The sequence below is a fragment of the Sphingobacterium sp. BS-2 genome (genome assembly GCF_046161205.1).
In the GTDB taxonomy this organism is placed as follows: Bacteria; Bacteroidota; Bacteroidia; order Sphingobacteriales; family Sphingobacteriaceae; genus Sphingobacterium; species Sphingobacterium mizutaii.
Window position 1 is genome coordinate 434,614 of sequence record NZ_JBIXGO010000019.1, and the last position, 18,431, is coordinate 453,044.

Annotated in this window: 17 protein-coding genes; 10 read left to right on the top strand and 7 right to left on the bottom strand. The window is 40.8% G+C overall.

What is annotated here, in order from left to right; all coding sequences use genetic code 11:
• Position 1 precedes the first annotated feature (1 nt).
• The 4 genes from ACK2WI_RS13770 to lepB are packed head-to-tail and all read left to right on the top strand — an operon-like array spanning position 2 to position 3,873.
• Positions 2–922, top strand: a complete 921-nt coding sequence (locus tag ACK2WI_RS13770) for a ParB/RepB/Spo0J family partition protein (protein ID WP_093101582.1) — start codon at positions 2–4, stop codon at positions 920–922.
• Positions 922–1,668, top strand: coding sequence for a DUF5683 domain-containing protein (locus ACK2WI_RS13775; protein ID WP_093101584.1), 747 nt, complete (start codon positions 922–924; stop codon positions 1,666–1,668). The genes ACK2WI_RS13770 and ACK2WI_RS13775 overlap by 1 nt, the downstream gene beginning before the upstream one ends.
• Positions 1,669–1,683: 15 nt before the next feature.
• Positions 1,684–2,427, top strand: coding sequence for a 4-hydroxy-tetrahydrodipicolinate reductase (gene dapB / locus ACK2WI_RS13780; protein ID WP_093101585.1), 744 nt, complete (start codon positions 1,684–1,686; stop codon positions 2,425–2,427).
• Between the two features lie 3 nt (positions 2,428–2,430).
• Positions 2,431–3,873, top strand: a complete 1,443-nt coding sequence (gene lepB / locus ACK2WI_RS13785) for a signal peptidase I (protein WP_093101587.1) — start codon at positions 2,431–2,433, stop codon at positions 3,871–3,873.
• Positions 3,874–3,942: 69 nt separating this feature from the next.
• Here the strand turns inward: lepB and ACK2WI_RS13790 are convergent, their stop codons facing one another.
• Positions 3,943–4,659 carry a pyridoxine 5'-phosphate synthase gene (locus ACK2WI_RS13790; RefSeq protein ID WP_409151386.1) on the bottom strand — a complete coding sequence of 239 codons (717 nt, stop codon included), beginning with the start codon at positions 4,657–4,659 and terminating at the stop codon, positions 3,943–3,945.
• A gap of 108 nt (positions 4,660–4,767) precedes the next feature.
• Here ACK2WI_RS13790 and cdaA point away from each other — a divergent pair, with 108 nt between their 5' ends.
• The 3 genes from cdaA to ACK2WI_RS13805 all read left to right on the top strand — a co-directional run bounded on the left by cdaA (position 4,768) and on the right by ACK2WI_RS13805 (position 9,501).
• Complete coding sequence (gene cdaA, locus ACK2WI_RS13795) at positions 4,768–5,562, top strand: diadenylate cyclase CdaA (protein ID WP_169918969.1); 795 nt, start codon at positions 4,768–4,770, stop codon at positions 5,560–5,562.
• A gap of 105 nt (positions 5,563–5,667) precedes the next feature.
• A complete protein-coding gene (locus tag ACK2WI_RS13800; RefSeq protein WP_409151387.1) occupies positions 5,668–6,576 on the top strand; it encodes a DUF1338 domain-containing protein in 909 nt (302 codons plus the stop codon).
• Positions 6,577–6,579: 3 nt separating this feature from the next.
• On the top strand, positions 6,580–9,501 hold the full coding sequence (locus ACK2WI_RS13805) for an FAD-binding and (Fe-S)-binding domain-containing protein (protein WP_409151388.1): 2,922 nt from the start codon (positions 6,580–6,582) through the stop codon (positions 9,499–9,501).
• Between the two features lie 75 nt (positions 9,502–9,576).
• Here ACK2WI_RS13805 and ACK2WI_RS13810 read toward each other — a convergent pair whose 3' ends face one another.
• The 5 genes from ACK2WI_RS13810 to ACK2WI_RS13830 form a co-directional block, all read right to left on the bottom strand.
• Positions 9,577–10,422, bottom strand: a complete 846-nt coding sequence (locus ACK2WI_RS13810; RefSeq protein ID WP_093101619.1) for a DUF2911 domain-containing protein — start codon at positions 10,420–10,422, stop codon at positions 9,577–9,579.
• 86 nt (positions 10,423–10,508) lie between these two features.
• Complete coding sequence (locus tag ACK2WI_RS13815; RefSeq protein ID WP_409151389.1) at positions 10,509–11,783, bottom strand: sugar MFS transporter; 1,275 nt, start codon at positions 11,781–11,783, stop codon at positions 10,509–10,511.
• Positions 11,784–12,054: 271 nt separating this feature from the next.
• On the bottom strand, positions 12,055–12,480 hold the full coding sequence (locus tag ACK2WI_RS13820) for a hotdog fold thioesterase (RefSeq protein ID WP_185211397.1): 426 nt from the start codon (positions 12,478–12,480) through the stop codon (positions 12,055–12,057).
• Positions 12,470–13,006: a DinB family protein gene (locus ACK2WI_RS13825; protein WP_093101594.1), complete on the bottom strand. Its 537-nt coding sequence runs from the start codon at positions 13,004–13,006 to the stop codon at positions 12,470–12,472. Before ACK2WI_RS13825 ends, ACK2WI_RS13820 begins: the two co-directional genes overlap by 11 nt.
• Positions 12,987–14,219, bottom strand: a complete 1,233-nt coding sequence (locus ACK2WI_RS13830; protein ID WP_093101596.1) for a HAMP domain-containing sensor histidine kinase — start codon at positions 14,217–14,219, stop codon at positions 12,987–12,989. Before ACK2WI_RS13830 ends, ACK2WI_RS13825 begins: the two co-directional genes overlap by 20 nt.
• 78 nt (positions 14,220–14,297) lie before the next feature.
• Between ACK2WI_RS13830 and gltX the strand changes: the two genes are divergently transcribed.
• The 3 genes from gltX to ACK2WI_RS13845 all read left to right on the top strand — a co-directional run bounded on the left by gltX (position 14,298) and on the right by ACK2WI_RS13845 (position 17,695).
• Positions 14,298–15,827 (top strand): glutamate--tRNA ligase, encoded by a 1,530-nt coding sequence (gene gltX, locus ACK2WI_RS13835; protein ID WP_409151390.1) that lies wholly within the window; start codon positions 14,298–14,300, stop codon positions 15,825–15,827.
• A 23-nt stretch (positions 15,828–15,850) separates the two neighbouring features.
• Positions 15,851–16,726, top strand: coding sequence for a sugar phosphate isomerase/epimerase (locus ACK2WI_RS13840; protein WP_093101599.1), 876 nt, complete (start codon positions 15,851–15,853; stop codon positions 16,724–16,726).
• Between the two features lie 195 nt (positions 16,727–16,921).
• On the top strand, positions 16,922–17,695 hold the full coding sequence (locus ACK2WI_RS13845; RefSeq protein WP_409151391.1) for a hypothetical protein: 774 nt from the start codon (positions 16,922–16,924) through the stop codon (positions 17,693–17,695).
• Positions 17,696–17,743: 48 nt separating this feature from the next.
• On the opposite strand, the gene ACK2WI_RS13850 is transcribed toward ACK2WI_RS13845, so the two are convergent.
• Entirely contained in the window at positions 17,744–18,220 is a 477-nt protein-coding gene (locus tag ACK2WI_RS13850) for a hypothetical protein (RefSeq protein WP_409151392.1), read from the bottom strand.
• Positions 18,221–18,431 lie beyond the last annotated feature (211 nt).

Genomic DNA, 18,431 nt, shown 5'->3' on the forward strand with positions numbered 1-18,431 from the left:
TATGGCAGCACAACAGCGGAAAACAGGATTAGGCAAGGGTTTGGGGGCATTGCTTCAGCAAGAAGTGATCAGCAGTCCTAAAGACAAGACGGCCGATGTTCCTGCGAGCAAGACACCGAGCTCTCCTGCCGGTAGCATAAACTTTATTAAAGTAGAACAGATATCGATCAACCCTTTTCAGCCTAGGACAGATTTTGATGAAGGAGCCCTGAGGGAACTGTCAGAGTCTATCGAGGTACAAGGTTTGATCCAACCTATCACCGTACGTCAGATTGGAAAGAATGAATACCAATTGATTTCTGGTGAAAGAAGGTTGAGAGCATCCAAATTGGCCGGTATTACCGAAATCCCTGCTTATGTAAGGACTGCAAACGATCAACAGATGCTAGAAATGGCTTTGATCGAGAACATTCAACGAGAGAACCTGAATGCCATTGAGATTGCATTGAGTTTCCAGCGTATGATCGAAGAGTGTAGTCTGAAACAAGAGGAGTTGGGTGACCGCGTGAGTAAGAACCGTTCTACGGTGACCAATTACCTTCGTTTGTTAAAACTTCCTCCTGTGATCCAGGCGGCAATCCGTGATGGCGATTTATCCATGGGACATGCTAGGGCCTTGATCAATGTCGGTGAGATCGATAAGCAATTATTTATTTTCAAAGAGATTGTTGAAAAAGGACTGTCGGTTCGTAAGGCCGAGCAATTGGTCCGTGAAGTTCAACAAGCTAAGGATAAAAAGCAAAAGGGCAAGAAAGAGGCTCCATTGACTTTTCAATATCAAAAGATTGAGGATGACCTGGCTTCAAAATTTGCCACTCGTGTAAAATTGAACGTGAAATCTACGAAAGGAAAAGGAGCCATTGAGATTCCTTTTAATTCGGAGGATGATTTGAGCCGAATTTTAGAGTTGTTAGACTGGTAATGTATAAATTTTTACTGCTCTTTGGGATGATCTTTTCTTTTACTTGCCTCAAAAGCCAAGTGAAAGATACCATTCCTGACTCTACGAAGATGGTTCAAGTGCAGGATTCTCTGAAGAAAGCGGCACAAGATACTGTCAAAAAAGAGACTCGCGCAGAACGGAAAGCCAGAATAAAAGCTGAAAAGGAGCGCGAGAAATTTTATTATAAGGATATCCGTAAGGATTCGGCAAGGTTGGCAATCGAAAGATTGACCAGGATAGCATGGAAAAGGTCTTTGATATTACCTGGTTGGGGACAATATACCAACGGAGGCCTTTGGTGGATTAAAGTTCCAGTAATCTATGGAGGATTTGTGGGTGCAGGTCTGACCTTTAATTACTGGCAATGGTACTATAAGGAGTTCTTAAATGAGTTACAGTACCGGGAAGAATTTGGACAGCCTTCCAATCATGAATCCTTAGGGATCAATAGTAGCTGGACTGTTCAGGGCTTGGTCCAACAGAAAGATTATGGACGTAGGAACCGAGATCTGACGATCTTGCTGACTGTAGGTTGGTACGGATTGAACGTGGTTGAGGCCTATGTGGATTCAATCTTAAAGAACCGTTGGAATATCAGCAATGATCTAAGTTTTAAAGTTTCACCGACTTTACTTCCAAATTACGCTTATACACCGGGGATGGGTACTTTTTCTGGAAATGGATTTGTATCTCCGGGTTTGAAAATGACCTTTACCATTAAATAAAAACCAATTAACTATATGAAAATCGTTTTATTAGGTTATGGAAAAATGGGGCAACTGATCGAGCGCTTCGCCATGAAAAGAGGGCATGAAGTGGTTCTGATCGTTGATGAAAGAAATAGGGACAGCATTACTTCCGAAGATCTGGAAGATGCAGATATGGCTATTGATTTCAGTACTCCAAATGCAGCCTTAGAAAATATCAGTCTTTGTTTTGAATCCAACCTGCCATTAGTAGTTGGTACTACCGGTTGGTACGAACATTTGGACGAAGTAAAAGACACTTGTTTGGAAGCTGATCAAGCCTTGTTATATGGCTCTAATTTCAGTATTGGCGTGAATATCTTCTTCCATATCAACAAGATGTTGGCAAAGGCAGTCAATCCCTATAAACAATACGATGTTCAGGTTGAAGAAATCCACCATATCCATAAATTAGACGCGCCAAGCGGCACAGCAATCACCATTGCTGAAGGAATTTTGGAGAACAGTGATGAAAAGAAATCCTGGGTCAATTCGGTGGAGGGATCAGGCGAGGAAGTTATTCCAAAACCAAATGAATTGCTGATTGAAAGTTTGAGGATAGAAGAGGTTCCTGGTACCCATACCGTGCTGTACAGCTCAGAGGTTGACCAAATCGAATTTAAGCATACTGCCCATAGCAGGGAAGGTTTTGCTTTGGGTGCGGTTATTGCGGCTGAATGGCTTTTAGGTAAAAAAGGGTTCTATCAGGTGACTGAAATGTTTGATTTTAATAAATAATATATGTGGTATATCATTTTAGCCATATACATCATTGGTTCTGCTTACGGACTTTACTTATTGTATAGGAAAGCAGGCAAGCAAGGATGGGAAGCTTTTGTTCCTGTTTATGCACAATATGTCATGGCGCAATTGGTCGGAAGGCCAACTTGGTGGATAGTGTGGCTATTTGTTCCGATTGTAAATATCTTTATTGGGTATGATCTCTTATTAAACCTGATCAAATCTTTTGGGAAACGTAGATTTTGGGAAAATGCGGCTGCAGTTTTAGTTCCATTTATCGTATTGCCGATGTGGGGCAGAGATCCTAATGTGAAATATCTAGGACAGTCCACTACCGAAGAATTCAAAAAGAAATATCCATATAAAAAATCAGTAGCTAGGGAATGGGCAGATGCCATTATTTTTGCAACAGTTGCCGCTACATTGATCCGTGGCTTCTTAATTGAAGCTTATATGATCCCGACTGGATCGATGGAAAGAAGCCTTTTGGTTGGTGATTTCTTATTTGTAAGTAAGTTGAACTATGGCCCTAGGGTTCCGATGACTCCTTTGGCATTTCCATTTGCGCATCATACCATGCCTATCACAGGGGGTAAAGCTTATTCTGAAGCAATCAAAATCCCGTATAAGAGACTTCCGGGATTTCAGGACATCAAAAGAAATGATGTGGTTGTATTCAACTACCCAATGGAAGCTGATGCACCATTCAATAGACCCATCGATAAACGAGAAAATTATATTAAGCGTTGTGTAGGGATGCCAGGCGATGTTATTTCCATGGAACGCACGAAACTGTTTGTCAATGGAGAGCCTGCTTTTACAGATGAGGATTTTCAAACCAACTATTTGGTGATCACTGATCCGAATGGTCTTAACCTGCAGAAATTGTTGGATATGCGTATCGAAATGGACATGCTGTATACAGATCCAAGTATGGGTCAGTATGCGATGCACATGACGAAATCTGAGGCTGAAGAAGTGAAGAAATGGTCTAACATCAAAGAATTCAAAGAGATTGTTTATGAGCCCGGGGATGCCAATCCAGGTTTCCAAGCTTTCCCAATGTATACCAATGGGATCATTTGGAACTATGATAACTTTGGGCCAATCCAGGTTCCTAAAAAAGGATGGACCGTGAAATTAGATTCATTGACGGTGCCATTGTACGAAAGAGCTATTTCAGTATATGAAGGGAATACTTTTGAAAAGAAATCGGATGGCTATTATATCAATGGACAGAAAGCCGACAGCTATACTTTCAATATGAATTACTATTGGATGATGGGGGATAACCGCCATAATTCATTGGATTCGAGAGGCTGGGGTTTTGTGCCGGAAGACCATATTGTCGGTAAAGCCTTGTTTACTTGGTTGAGCTGGGACGAAAATGGTTCATTCCTGTCCAAAATTAGATGGAATAGAATCTTTAGACCGATTCATTAAGGTCGAAATAAAATAGAAATGGGAGTCAGTATTACTGTCTCCCATTTTTTATTTGCGGCTTTGTCTATTCTATTTCAGACAAGCTAAGTATCTTTTGATGGTTTCTTCCAGACCTAGGTACAGAGCATCGGAAATCAAGGCATGGCCGATACTGACTTCCAATAGACCAGGGATGTTCTGATGGAAATACTGTAAGTTATTGAGGTCAAGATCATGGCCTGCATTTAATCCCAAGCCTACCTTTTGGGCGGCTAGTGCGGCCTTGACATAAGGTTCGATTGCTTGTTCCGGATCATTGGTAAAATCGGTTGCATAAGCTTCGGTGTACAGTTCAATACGATCGGTTCCGGTTTCAGCGGCAGCCTCGACCAATTCCTCCACTGGATCGACAAAGATGGAAACTCGGATTCCTTGATCTTTGAAAAGCTTCACCATTTCAGACAAATAATCACGATGTTTGATGGTGTCCCAACCATGGTTTGAAGTTATCTGTCCTTCTTCATCAGGAACCAAAGTAACCTGTGCTGGTGTATTGGCAAGGACCAAGTCTATAAATTTCTGCTCGCGGCAATTGCCTTCGATATTAAATTCGGTACTGATATTAGCTTTTAGGTCATAAACGTCCTGATAGCGGATATGCCTCTCATCAGGTCTTGGATGTACGGTAATTCCTTGTGCGCCGAATTTCTCACAAGCCAAGGCTGCAGCAAGAAGGTTTGGAACATTTCCACCACGGGCATTTCTCAGGGTAGCGATTTTATTGATATTTACAGAAAGTTTAGTCATAGTTTAGCTCCTTTTTACAAATTTACTGTTTTGCACTGCCATATTCCTATCATTTTATGATTTTAAATAGGTTCATCAATGGATAATATTTTTTAAATTGCAGGAAGTATGGATGGTTTGGACTTCAATCTATTAAGTGGCTTCAGGCTACTGGATTTCATCGATATATTGCTCGTGGCAATTATCATCTACTATGTCTATAGCTTGATCAAAGGGACTATAGCCGTAAATATCTTAATCGGTGTGGGTTTGTTTTACGGTATCTATCTAGTTGTAAAGCAGATGGAGATGCGCCTATTGACCGAGATATTCGGTGGATTTATCTCTGTGGGATCCATTGCATTGATTGTCGTTTTCCAGCAGGAAATACGTCGCTTCCTTTTACATATCGGTAAAAATATCTCCCTGAGACGGAAAAAGTTCTTATGGTCCATCTTTGGTGGTAAGAAATCTACCCATAGAGAGAATGTGGAATTTATCAAGCCTATCGTAGAGGCTTGCCAGAATATGTCCAAGTCGAGAACTGGAGCACTTTTGGTGTTTTCAAGGTATTTCGATGAGGAATATTACCAAACCAGTGGGACCGTGATCGATGCGCCGATTTCCAAAAGATTATTGGAGAGTATATTTTTCAAAAATTCCCCATTGCACGATGGTGCTGTCATTATTGTAGACAACAGGATCATGACCGCGAGTTCGGTACTTCCATTGTCGGATAGTGAAGATCTGCCGCCGCAGTTTGGTCTGAGGCACCGAGCAGCAATCGGTGTTACGGAAGTGTCAGAAGCTGTCGCCGTTATTGTGTCGGAAGAAACCGGAGAGATTTCCTTCGCAAAGGATGGAAATATCAATATGAACCTGACCGCGGAGGAATTGGAGAAGATTTTAGCGGAAGAATTGTAGTTTTCCTGAATAATATTTTTTGTTATCTCTTTTTTACTGAACAATAGTTTTTGTTTGATAATTTTTAGATAACTTTATTCAAATTATAAGACTAAATTCATTGTTATGCATTTCGACGAAAAAAAGCCTATTGATATAGTGTTGAACGATTTGTTTGAACATTACCGAGCGAATGTTTCAGATGTAGATAAGATCACCAAAGCGCTGCTTGAGCGTGGGGTGGTACAATCACAAGCTGACATCGTAAATGACCATATTGCATTCCGTACTTTAGGTGTCCCGAATTTAGGAATTGCTTCCTTCGAGAAGATCTTCCTTTCTTTTGGCTACAAAAAGATGGATTACTATTATTTTGAAGGCAAGAAACTAGACGCACATTGGTATGCACCCCCAGCGGATAGCTATCCTAGAATATTTGTTTCCCAATTAAGGGTAACTGAACTGAGCCAAGCTGCCCAAGAAATCATCCTGAAATATACTGCTGCAATAACTTCTGACCCGGTAGATCAGCTGGATTTGAACAATGGACAGCAAGTGGCTGACTTCTTGCAGAAGCCTTTATGGGACCTACCTACTTCAACTGAATATGAAACCTTGCTTGCAGAGAGTGAATATGCTGCTTGGGTTATCTATAATCGCTATTATTTAAATCATTATACCATCTCTATCCATGAGTTGAAGGATGGATATAATACCCTAGAAGAGTTCAATGCATTTTTGGAAAGCATTGGCATTAAATTGAATACTTCTGGTGGCAAGATCAAAACAAGCGATGATAACCTCTTGAGACAGAGCAGTACCGTTTCAGCTTTGTATGACGCCAATTTTGCTGATGGTAAAACATTGGAAATTGCAGGTAGTTATGTAGAATTTGCCGAACGCAGTGTATTGCCCCAATTTAAAGATTTAGCCAAAGCGGAAATTAAGCGAGAGCATCGTCGTGACGGCTTCGAAACGAACAATGCCGATAAAATATTTGAAAGTACCTATACATCACAAATTAAAGGATCATAACTTATGGAAGAGCAGTTAACCCTGCTTTCGGAACAACTAAGTGGTGAACTATATTGGAATGAAAAGATGCGTCTGTTGTATGCAACAGATGCGTCTGCTTATCGTGAGTTGCCACTTGCAGTAGCTTACCCCAAAGATAAGCAAGACCTTCTTTTGCTTATTAAATTTGCCCGAGAACAAAAGACTTCATTGATTCCAAGGACAGCAGGGACCTCGTTGGCAGGACAGGTCGTGGGAGCTGGAATCGTGGTGGATGTCTCTAAGTATTTTACCGAGATACTGGAAGTCAATCCAGAAGAATCTTGGGTACGTGTTCAGCCGGGTGTGATCCGCGATGAACTGAACCTTTTCTTAAAGCCCTATAAATTATATTTTGGTCCTGAAACCTCCACGGCAAACCGTGCTATGATTGGCGGTATGGTTGGAAATAATTCATGTGGATCCAATTCGTTGATATACGGAAGTGCAAGAGAGCATACACTGGAGGTCGAGGCCTTGCTGAGCGATGGCTCTGAAGTAACTTTTAAAGCGTTGAGCTTTGAAGAGTTTGACAACAAATGCAAGCAATCCGATTTAGAAGGGCGGCTCTATCATGAAATCCGCAGTATGCTGGGGAACTATCATAATCAGGAGCAGATCCGTGAGAACTTTCCAAAGCCTTCTATCCATCGTAGGAATACGGGCTATGCCGTTGATATGCTTCTGGAAACCGATCCTTTTACAGCAGGGAAAGAACCTTTTAATTTCTGCAAACTGATCTGTGGGTCGGAAGGTACGTTGGCATTCATTACCGAAATAAAAGTACATGCCAATCCATTGCCGGTAAATCCAAGTGGGTTGCTTTGCGTTCATTTTAATTCTTTGGAAGATGCCCTAAAGGGTAATCTTATCGTGTTGAAGCACCATCCATTGGTCAGTGAACTGATGGATAAATATATACTGGAATGTACGAAGAGTAATCTGGAGCAGTCCAAGAACCGCTTTTTTGTGGAAGGTGATCCTGAAGCAATCTTAATAGCGGAGTATGACGGGGAAGATCAAGAGGCAATCCTGAGCAAGGTAAAGGCTGTTGAAGAGGATCTTTTGGCCCATGGACTAGGCTATCACTTCCCATTGGTTTTGGGAGATGATAAGAAGAAGGTTTGGAACCTTCGGAAAGCCGGGTTGGGCTTGTTGAGCAATGTACCAGGGGATGAGAAGCCCGTTGCGGTGATAGAAGATACCGCCGTTGATGTGGAGGATCTACCTGCCTATATCAAGGATTTCAATGAGATCTTAACGAAGTACAATCTATATGCGGTTCATTATGCCCATGCGGCAACAGGCGAACTGCACCTACGGCCCATTATCAACCTGAAGACTGAGGAAGGGAATCTATTGTTTCGTGAAATAGCTCTTGAGATTGCTCATTTGGTTAAGAAGTATCATGGTTCATTGAGTGGAGAACATGGTGATGGCCGATTGCGTGGAGAATTTATACCACTGATGATCGGAGAGCATAATTACCAATTGCTAAAAGAGATTAAAAATACTTGGGACCCTGAAGGGATCTTTAATCCCGGGAAGATAGTGGACACCCCTTCGATGAATAGCTCCCTGCGCTATAAGCCTGGGCAAACTAATCGAGAGATCAAGACTGTATTTAGGTATAAGGGGCAGACTATCTTACAACATGCTGAACAGTGCAATGGTTCTGGTGACTGTAGAAAGTCGCATTTATCAGGAGGTACGATGTGTCCTTCCTATATGGCCACAAAGGATGAAAAGGATACGACCAGAGCGAGAGCCAACATTCTGCGCGAAATGCTGACCAATTCGGAGAAGGCCAATCCTTTTGACCATGAGGAAATCAAGGAGGTCATGGACCTTTGCATTAGCTGTAAAGGCTGTAAATCTGAATGCCCATCCAGCGTTGATATGGCTAAGTTGAAGGCCGAATTCCTTCAGGCTTACTACGATAGCCACGGTATTCCATTCCGCTCTAGAATGATAGCCCATGTGGATACTTTAACGCAGTTGATGCAGCCGATATCAGGCCTGTATAATTGGGTTGTGGAGTCAAAACTGACTTCAGGTCTAGTGAAGAATGTTCTAGGCTTTGCTCCTGAAAGACACATCCCTAAAATTGCTTCGAAAACCTTAAGGAAATGGTTCCAAGGGAAGGATAAACCTTTTTCTGGGCATAAAGAACCGATCAAATCCGTTTACTTTTTCTGTGATGAGTTTACCAATTTCAATGATGTGGAAATTGGCAAGAAAGCTATCATTCTTCTAGAGAAGTTAGGCTATGAGGTGCTGATGGTGCCGCATGCGTTTTCAGGGAGAGCTTTATTATCGAAAGGCCTGCTCCGTGAAGCCAAGAAATTAGCGAATAAGAATGTGGAGACCTTCCGTGGAAGGTTGAATTCTAATACAAAACTGGTGTCTGTGGAACCATCGACCATCTTGACCTTTAGGGATGAGTATGTCGACCTTGTGGATGAACATTTGATCGCTGATGCGGAAAGGATTGCGCCATTTGCATTGACAATCGAAGAGTTTATTTGGGAAGAATATATGGTTGGTAATATTTCATCTAACCAGTTTGTCTCGAAGGAAGAAAACATACTTTTGCATGGACATTGCCAGCAAAAAGCATGGGGATTGTCATCCATTGTTTCAAAGATCTTGGAGATTCCTGCGAATTATAAGGTTAAAGAGATTCCTTCTGGTTGCTGCGGTATGGCGGGGTCATTTGGTTATGAGAAAGAGCATTATGAGTTATCCATGAAGATAGGTGAGTTGGTGCTGTTTCCGGCAGTTCGCGGAAAGTCTGAACAGACCTTGGTTGCGGCTCCAGGAGCAAGTTGTAGACATCAGATCATGGATGGTACGGGAACTGGAGCGCTTCATCCGGTAGAGATCTTATTTAATGCACTTAAATAGAGAAACCTGAAGATTTTATAAAAGAGAAAGCGGAGGCCGTATTATCGACCTCCGCTTTCTCTTTTAAAATAATATTTATTTTTTAGCTGCTTCTAGCGCTTGAGTATTCAATTTCACATACTCTTGGTTGTTGCTCGCTTTTGCAATCGCTAAACCTTCTTCAGCGGCTTTGATCGCTCCTGCTTTATCACCAGCTTTCGCCAATACAATTGATTTCCAATATTTGATATGTGGCGCTTTGGTGTTTCCTTTATCAGCTTCTTTCATCCAAGCTACAGTCTTCTGCATATCAATATCATTGCTGAAATAGTACATAGCCGCTTGGAAGTAAGGTTTTTTATCACCTTTCATGGCTTCTTCGATGTCAGCCATGATCTCTTCTTTTTGATCTACAGCGATATTGAAAGAAACTTTTGTTTTTTCCCAGCTTAATGATAGGTCTAGAGATTGCTCATGAACATCATCAAATTCAATGGTGAAAGTCTCAACTGGACTTTCTAATGTTGTAGGTTTTACTTTTACACGCAATACGTCATCTTCAGCATTGTAGGTATAAGCACCCCACTGTTTTGCATTCGTATTGAAAACAATAGTCCATTCCTCTTTTCCTGGGATGGTAAATAAAGCATAGGTACCAGCTTCTAGTTTTTTACCTTCAATCATAACCTCTGATTGGAATGTGATATTGGTTGCATCATTTGCACCCGTACGCCATATTTGATCATAAGGAACTAGATCTCCAAAAATAACACGTCCTTTAGCACTTGGGCGCTGATAAACCACACTAATCTGTTCGGTTCCCAAATCCTGTAGGATAAACTGGGTACTACTTGGTTGAGGCAGCTTTAATTGTGCTTCAGCTTGTGAAGCCGTCAATACAAGCCCTGCCGCAACAAGGATACTTAATGCTAATTTTTTCATAATCATTTTAATAGAATATTCGAAGATAAGAAAAACTTCAAAAAAACAATGGAGTTAGTACACTAACTCCATTGCCTTGCTTAATTTTAAGCATGTGTCTTTTTCCTGACTTTGTGCCCTGAAACGGCATAGTACAGGATATATAGATAACAAGGTAAAGCGATCCAATAGGCTTGGTGCGAATTAGTTACGTGGGCTAATTGTCCATATAACAATGGAATTACTGCTCCACCGGCGATACCCATCACCAAAATACCCGATGCAGCACTCGTGAACTTACCCACACCTTTCAACGCTAATGGCCATATTGCCGGCCACACCAACGAGTTTGCAAAACCTAACAGGCCGACCAAAGCCAATGATAAGATTCCATCTGTGAAAACAATACCAATGGTCATGATGATACCTAGAATTGCACAAAGTTTTAATGCGGTTTCTTGATTTAAATATTTTGGGATGGCGATGATACCGATGATATAACCAGCAACCATCGATAACATGGTAATCCAAGGGAAGAATGAGGCGGTTGCCAAAGGAATACCCAAGTATTTACCATAAGCAATGATGGTGTCTCCAGCCAATACCTCTACTCCAACATAAGCGAAAAGAGCAACAAAGCCTAATAATACATGCGGGAAATCGAATATAGACTGCTTAGATTCAGTTAAATTATGATGTTGAGCATCTTCCTCCTCATCTCCTTTTACCTCTGGGAGATGGGTTTTAGATATCCAGAAGGCTAATATTAACAATACGACTATAATACCGATATAAGGATTTACCACCTCAAGAGCCATGTTATCCAAGGCAGTTGATTTTTCAGCAGGTGATAAAGATAGGATCTCGTTTTGAAGTTTATCAACTTCATCTACTTTCAATAAGTAGCTGAATAATGTAGTTGCGATTGCTCCAGCTAATTTATTACAGATCCCTAAAATACTGATTCTTTTAGCCGCAGTTTCCACAGGGCCAATGATTGTGATATATGGGTTTGATGCCGTCTGTAAAATAGCCAAACCACCACCCATAACAAACAGTCCAGAAAGGAACAGTAAATAGGTTCTAGTATATGCTGCTGGGATAAATAATAATGCTCCGAAGGCCATGATACCCAAGGCAACGGCCATCCCGTTTTTAAAACCAAATTTATTTAACACCCAAGTGGATACCGGTGCCATTACCAAGTAAGCGATATAAAAGGCAAAGGTCACAAAGTAAGATTGTACTTCGGAAAGCTCACAGGCAATCCTTAAATAGGGGATTAAAAGGGAGTTTAACCAAGTGACAAAACCAAAAATGAAAAAAAGGGATGATATGATGATCATTGGCCCTACGGTCGATTGATTATTTTGATTACTCATAAATTTGATTTACAAATTAATAATAAGGTAGCTACAAGGCTAATAAAATAATTCGGTATTTTAAAACGCAAAATAACAAGCAATCGATTGCATTTGGAAGAAAAAATCCATTTATTCCACTCAGTCAAGAGTCTAGGAAGTCAGGGCAGAAGAAATTTTTATTTAATAAAAAAGAGACATTAAGCTAATGTCTCTTCTAAAAACCTAAACCGTATCATAAAACCATATCGTTATGATACAGGCTCAACAGATGTTGGAACAAATTGTTTTTTTAGGCTGTTGGTTTTTTTATCACAGCAATGGTAAGCCTTGAAATGCATACCAGCTGATTACGTTCGTTGTGAATTTGGATGTCCCATACATGGGTAGTCTTTCCGATATGGTAAGCCTTGCAAGTTGCGCGAACCAAACCTTTCGTTACTGGTCTGATATGGTTGGCATTGATCTCCAATCCTACACCAGCCCATTCATTGGAATCGATGACCATATTGGAAGCTATGCTACCTACTGATTCTGCCAATACACAGGAGGCACCGCCATGCAATAGGCCATAGGGTTGTTTTACTTTTTCAGTTACTGGCATTTCGGCCACAAGGCAGTCCGGAGTGATGGAAACGGCCTTGATGTCCAAGAAACCAGTCATATTGATGGCGAAGAGGCCATTAATTTCTTCTAGACTATATTCTCTATACCACATTGTTGTTTAAATTTTGATCTTTTAGATAACGGGATTTCAATAAAGTAACATGGTGGTTTAGGTGTCCTGCAATTATGTATAAGAAGGCTCTCACACTGATCAAGCGATCCGAAGCCATTCCTTTTCTATTTAGTTCTGTGTCATCAAAGGAGTTGAACAGGAACATATTTGCTTTTCGAAGGTGGACAAATTCTTCAGAGATCTCTTTTAGTTTTCTTTCGTTGTGTCTACCATTGGCAACGAATTCGTCTTGCTCAAAGGATGCCAATGCGGTCATATCGTTGCGGGCGAACCTCAGGGCCCTGTAGGTCATGATCCGTTCCGCATCCAGGATATGGCACAGCACTTCTTTGATGGTCCATTTCCCTTCGGCATAAGTAAAAGTGCCCAATTCTTCCGGGATACTCGCAATAAATTCAGGAAAAGATTCGATTTGTTCGTTCAATTCTTCCATAACGTCGCCAGTAATGGTTTCGATATAGTCATTGAAAATCGCTGGGTATTCGTCAGATTTGAGTTGGTTCATAGCGTAAATTACTTTTTAATACAATTCTAAATGTTGTACCTTTTCCTAATTCAGATTCTTTAACAAAAATTTGTCCTCGATGATAATATACCATCCTCTTGGTGAGACTTAAGCCTAATCCCCAGCCTCGTTGTCTGGTGGTATATCCTGGTTGGAAAATGGTTTCCCAATTTGATCTCGGGATTCCCTTTCCTGTATCACTAATGTCTATAAAAATTTCTTCTTTTGCAATGTTTTCCGAAATGTTGACCGTGATTTTTCCTTCTCCTTCAATGGCATTTACAGCATTCTTCAGTAAGTTTTCGATGATCCAGTCAAATACCTGTACATTCAATTTGGCTTCTACCTGTTGGTCTCCAGTCAGCTCAAAAGATATCCTTTTACTGGTCCGCACCTTGAAATAATTCACGTAATCTTCTACAATCTTAAAGATGACATGGTTTGATAATGAGGGAGTTGATCCGATTTTGGAAAAACGGTCTGCTACGATTTCCAGTCGCTGCACATCCCTTTCCATTTCGTCCAATAGGGAGTTGTCCTTTCCTTGGTAGGTTATCCGGGCCAGTTCAAGCCAACCCATCATAGAAGAAATAGGAGTCCCTAGCTGATGGGCGGCTTCCTTCGCCATACCCACCCAAACTAAATTCTGTTCCGAATCCCGGATGGAATTAAATACAGTATAGGCTACAATCAGGAAGACGGCAATCAAGGATAGTTGTATATAAGGGAAAATCCTCAATTGGCTCAGCGCTTTGGAATCATGGTAATATACGAGCCACTTCTCGCCGGTATCCAAGGAAATATGGATTGGCGGATGGGCTTTTTTCATTTTCTCTAATTGCTTTTCGAAGTAAGGAGGATCATAGACCAAGGAAATCGACGAATCCTGAGCGGAGGGATGGATATTGGTCTTTGTGCTATCCAGGTCTCTCCAGAAAATGATTTCCCCAGATTCCTTGGTGATAATGGCAGGGAGGGAAAGACTGTCCCGCACGGCGTAGATAAAACTGATGAACTGATCGTCCACATCGGGCATGGAAACAATACTTTGGGTGCTCATAGCCCAGACTTCCGCCTTGGTCCGCTCTGATTTTGAAAGGTTCTTGACTAAATAATTAGAATAAAGCAACGATGCAGCAGCAATTAATGCCGCAAATAAAAAAAGGAAAAACTTCCATTGTTGTTTATTGTACCGATAGGGATGTTGCTTCATAACTCTTCAATTCAACCAAATTAATCATTTTAAGATTGCTACGAGAAAGAAAAGTAATAATTGCTTAATTTTGTGTTTATGAGTTCAGACAAAAAAGTAAGGGTCCGCTTTGCACCTAGTCCTACAGGCGGATTACATTTAGGCGGCGTCCGTACCGCATTGTTCAATTATCTTTTCGCGAAACACAATAATGGCGAGTTCATCTTACGTATTGAAGATACCGATCAGACCCGTTTTGTTCCCGGTGCCGAAGAATATATTATGGAATGTTTAGCATGGTGTGGTTTGAATCCTGACGAAAGTCCTAACCAACCTGGCAACTTTGGTCCTTACCGTCAAAGCGAACGTAAGCCTTCGTATAGGAAGTTTGCTGAAGAACTTGTGGAAAAAGGACATGCTTACTATGCCTTTGACACTGCTGAAGAACTAGAAGAACAGAGAAAGATACATCCTAACTTTCGCTATGCCCACGATAACCGCATGAGTTTAAGGAATTCCCTTTCCCTAGAGAAAGAGGAAACAGAACGCTTGTTGGCTGAGGGTGCAGCACATACCATCCGTATTAAGATGCCAGAAAACGAAGTAGTATCCTTTGATGATATGATTCGTGGTCGAGTGAGCTTTGAGACAAATCTTGTTGATGACAAGGTCCTGTTGAAAGCTGACGGTATGCCTACCTACCACCTAGCGGTTGTGGTTGATGATAGAGCCATGGAGATTTCCCACATCTTTAGAGGAGAAGAGTGGTTGCCTTCGGCGCCAGTACATATCTTATTATGGGAATACCTAGGTTGGAAAGATGAAATGCCTAATTGGGCGCATCTTCCATTGATCTTGAAACCTGATGGAAACGGTAAACTAAGCAAACGTGATGGCGACCGTTTAGGATTCCCGGTTTATGCGATGAATTGGAATGATCCTAAAACAGGTGATCTGACCACCGGATTCCGTGAAAGAGGCTTCCTTCCGGAGGCATTTGTCAATATGCTTGCGCTATTAGGTTGGAACGACGGGACCGAACAAGAGCTGTTTGATATGGATGAGCTGATCCAGAAATTCTCTGTGGAGCGTATCAGCAAGGCTGGTGCTAAATTCGACTTCGAAAAAGCGAAATGGTACAACCAAGAATGGATTAAACGTGCTCCTAATACAGAACTTTTGCCAGAAGTGAAGGCAGTATTAGAGAAACATGCTGTTCAAACAGCGGAATATGGAGATGATTTTGTGGAAACTATTCTTGATTTAGTTAAAGAAAGATTAACTTACATAGAAGATTTTTGGGAGCAAGCGTCATTTTTCTTTCAAAAGCCAGCAAATTACGATATCGATGCAGTAAAACCTAAGTGGAATCAAGACAAGACATCTTTCTTTAATGAAGTAGCCGATCTATTCAAAGATCAGTCCTCATGGGATGCTGCAACACTTGAGCCTCTTTTCAAGCAAAAGATCGCAGACTCAGGGATGAAGATGGGTGAATTGATGATGCCATTCCGTATCATGTTGGTTGGAGGGAAATTCGGTCCTGATGTATTCAAGATTGCCGAGGTATTAGGCAAGGATGAAGTCATCGAGCGAATCCAGATAGCTGTGCCAAAATTTCAAGACTAAGAACTCAACTTAAATCAAATTATATGAAACAACTTAGTAAATTGTTTGTAGGATGCATGGCAGTTGCCTTGGTAATTTTCTCATCCTGCTCTAGCAATGTCCCTGCGGCAAAAGGAACCGCAAAGGCCAAAGGACCATTTCCTGAAGAAAAGTTAGGCTGGCATTTAGGTTCTCAAGCTTATACCTTCAGATTGTTTTCTTTTGCGGAGGCATTGGATAAGATCGCTGCGGCAAACCTACGTTATGTAGAAGCCTTTCCAGGCCAAACGGTAGGTGGCGGTAGCACCGAGAAAATGACTTATGAACTATCACCTGAAGGACGTCAATTAGTAAAGAAACTTTTAAAAGATAGGGGAATTACTGTACATGCTTATGGCGTTGTTGGTGCAAAGGATGAAGCTGAATGGGAAAAAGTATTCCAATTTGCAAAAGACTTTGATATTAAGGTAATCAATGCCGAGCCAGCGGAAAACCAATTGGACTATATCTCAAAACTTTGTGATAAATACGATATCAAAGTAGCGATCCACAACCACCCAGACCCATCACATTATTGGAATCCTGATGTAGTGCTTAAAGCCTTAGAAGGAAGAAGTAAGAGAATGGGAGCAGCAGCTGATGTTGGCCACTGGATGAGATCAGGATTAAATCCTATTGAGTGCCTAAAAAAATTGGAGGGCAGAGTGTACCATGTTCACTTTAAAGACTTAAATGCATTTGGTGACAAAAAAGCACACGATGTGATTTGGGGAACAGGTAAATTAGGAATGAAAGAAGTACAGGCAGAATTAAAGCGTCAGAATTTCAAAGGAATGCTTTCTGCTGAATATGAATACAACTGGGAAAACAGTCTTCCAGAAGTAACTGAAAGCGTGGTTAACTTTAGAGCCGCTCTTTAAGGAATAATTGATTTATTGAATGGGCAATAAGGCGACTTATTGCCCATTTTCTTTTGGGGCTATTCTTCTTTTGGACTTAACCAGATTCACAAATGTTTGGAAATTAACGCTATACCCAACTGTAAATTGGGTATATTTATAGTGTAGATCATCCCAATCATTCCGTTTATGAGAAATTCCCTAATCAGTTTATGTATGCTACTTCTTTTATTGATTTCCTGTAAAGAAGGAATGGAAAACAATAACCATGGCAATACTTTGGAGTTGAAGAACTCTAAGTTCGACGAAGATGTTATGGCTGTTTTTGGAAAATGGATGGTCGAAGAAAATGAAGCCAGCCTTGAATCATTAAAACAACATGAGCTAAGTGAGGAGAAGCTGGCATATCGGATTAAAGACCCTGTTATTAGCGCCCTTCATATCCAAGTTCCCAAGGAAGATTTCGGATATCTTCTAGAAAGTCCTTTCAAAGATAGTATCGCTGCCTATGGGCCACTTTTTTTCAAGACTGTTTCCGTGCTGACTGACCTCCATAAAAAACCAGTAGCTTATCAAGCCTTGGCTTTTTATAAATCTAAGGAGACTAGGGACAGCGTACTATCTCTTCTTTATAAAGAATTAGGAAAGCCCAACCTTGAAACGGACGTTAATAAAGCTATTGGAATAAAGGCTCAGGAATGGACTTTAAAAGATAGGACCATTCAAATCGTACCATTCAATGCCAAAGACTTGAGTTTAGCCTCATCTAGCCCTGACGATTATTATTATCAAGTCGATTTCCTAATAATTGACAATGCTCAGAAAGAAGCCCTCAAAAAGGCACATTATTATGAATTTACGGAGGACATCAATATAGAAGGCAAAATAAGGAGCCATACCTACTTTGACTTGAAGAAGAACCAACTATTTGCTGATAGGTTTCTATTGTACAGTGATGAGGAGAAGGATAATAAAGGGGCTGAGCATTAAGCGTTGAAGGATACTTTGTAAGGCGTTAATCAAAGTATCATTTTTTACTTAATAGTTTGGGGACCATAGTTTCAGTACTTTCCGTTCAGAAGGAGCTTCTTTCCAAACTTCTATCCGATAATGATCATGCAGCTTTCCTGGGTTGTTTTGGTTATAGGGCATGTCCAAGTTATAGGAGTAAATCCTAACCCTGTAATCGTCATTGTCCAGTGGAACAGAAAGAATGGTTTCGCTTGTTGGGCAATCTTGTATTTCCATGGCCCCAGTTGTAATTTTCAGGCTCCCTTCGACAATATGGTCGGCATGGGGATCCAATTCTTCAATTGGGGAATTTAAAACTTCAAGCTCGCCCTTCACGATGGAGAAATCATTCTCTACTGATACACCCAGCACATCCCTGTCCACCGCTAAGCGCTCTTCAAGTGCCTCGTCACTCCAGAAATCGAGGCTGTCTGTTTCACTGACCTCTGTCTTGTTCACAAGGTAGAACTGACAATATTCCGTGAAAAAATCTAGTTTGTACATTTGAATGGTTTTTTAGGTGTTTGCTGTACTATTATGTAAATATATTTAATTCAGTTATTAAATAATGAGAAAAATTGTAATTGTTTAAACACAAAAGATTAATATGCCTTAAATTCGATAATCTTAAAAGACAATACAGTCTTTTTAAGAAAAAGTGTAACGGTTAAAATTTAATTCAAGATAATATTTGTGTGTATGTGGAGGAGGGGAA